At 53.1% G+C, this 1,231-nt stretch carries 1 protein-coding gene; it reads right to left on the reverse strand.

The window, feature by feature from the left end; translation table 11 throughout:
• Nucleotides 1-18: 18 nt before the first annotated feature.
• Nucleotides 19-1,169 (reverse strand): IS3 family transposase gene (locus tag KHP07_RS29395; protein ID WP_100490110.1). Its coding sequence is split into 2 segments (ribosomal slippage): nucleotides 19-935 and nucleotides 935-1,169, totalling 1,152 coding nucleotides; the frame shifts between segments, so codons are not numbered across the junction.
• Nucleotides 1,170-1,231 lie beyond the last annotated feature (62 nt).

Genomic DNA, 1,231 nt, shown 5'->3' on the forward strand with positions numbered 1-1,231 from the left:
TGAATCGCCCCGGATTCTCTAGACACCTTGCAAGCTCATTGCGTAACGCTTTTCAAACTCTACCGGTGACAGCTGATTGTTGAAACCATGGCGGCGTTTTACGTTGTAGAACATCTCGATGTAATCGAACACATCACTACGAGCATCTTCCCGCGTGATGTAGATTTTTCGCTTGATCCGTTCCCGTTTTAGAAGCTGGAAAAAGCTCTCGGCCACGGCGTTGTCATGACAGTTGCCTCGGCGACTCATGCTGGCAACCAAATTGTTTGCGCTCAAAAAGCTGCGCCAGTCGGAGCTGCTGTACTGGCTGCCCTGGTCGGAATGAACCATCACCTCTTGCTTCGGTTTACGCCTCCAAACCGCCATCAACAACGCATCAATAGCCAAATCACTGGTCATCTGCGCCTTCATTGACCAGCCAACGACCTGACGAGAAAACAGATCCAGCACCACCGCCAAATACAACCAGCCTTCATACGTACGAATGTAGGTGATGTCGGTGACCCAAACCTTGTTGGGTTCCACGACATCGAACTGGCGCTTCAGCAAATTGGGTGAGGCGACCGCTGGCTTACCGCCGTACTTTCCAGGGCGGCGTCGATAACCTGTCTGAGAGCGCAGCCCTTCAAGACGCATCAGCCTTGCCACGCGATGGCGCCCGCAAACTTCACCGACCTCGCGCAGATCGTCATGGATTTTGCGATAGCCATAAACGCCGCCACTTTCCAGCCATGAATGCTTGATCAAACCCAGCAGTCGCTGGTTGTCTTTGGCGCGTGCAGATTGCGGCTCAGACAACCAGGCGTAATAGCCACTTGGATGGACTTTCAGCGTCAGGCAAAGCCGTCGAATGGAATAGTCGCCGGCTCGCTGCTTGATAAAGGCGTACTTCAACCGCACTCCTTGGCAAAGTACGCGGCGGCCTTTTTTAAGATATCTCGCTCTTCAGTGACGCGCTTGAGCTCCGCTCGCAGACGACGCAGTTCAGCGTGTTGATCATCGTCTTGCTGTCGTTCTTCTAGAGGTTTGCTGTAGCGCTTTATCCAGGCATAGAGGCTATGCGTCGACACACCAAGACGTGCTGCCACCTCAGCGACAGGCAGCTTCTTTTCGGCCACTTGATTGACCGCTTGGATTTTGAATTCTTCGGGATAACGTGGGTTGCTCATGGCACCTCCTAATTGGCCTCAGTTTAAGGCAAAGAGGTGTCTACGAAACCCGAGGCGATTCA

Origin of the sequence: Pseudomonas sp. VS40 (genome assembly GCF_018587885.1) — a bacterium.
Lineage (GTDB): Bacteria > Pseudomonadota > Gammaproteobacteria > Pseudomonadales > Pseudomonadaceae > Aquipseudomonas > Aquipseudomonas pergaminensis.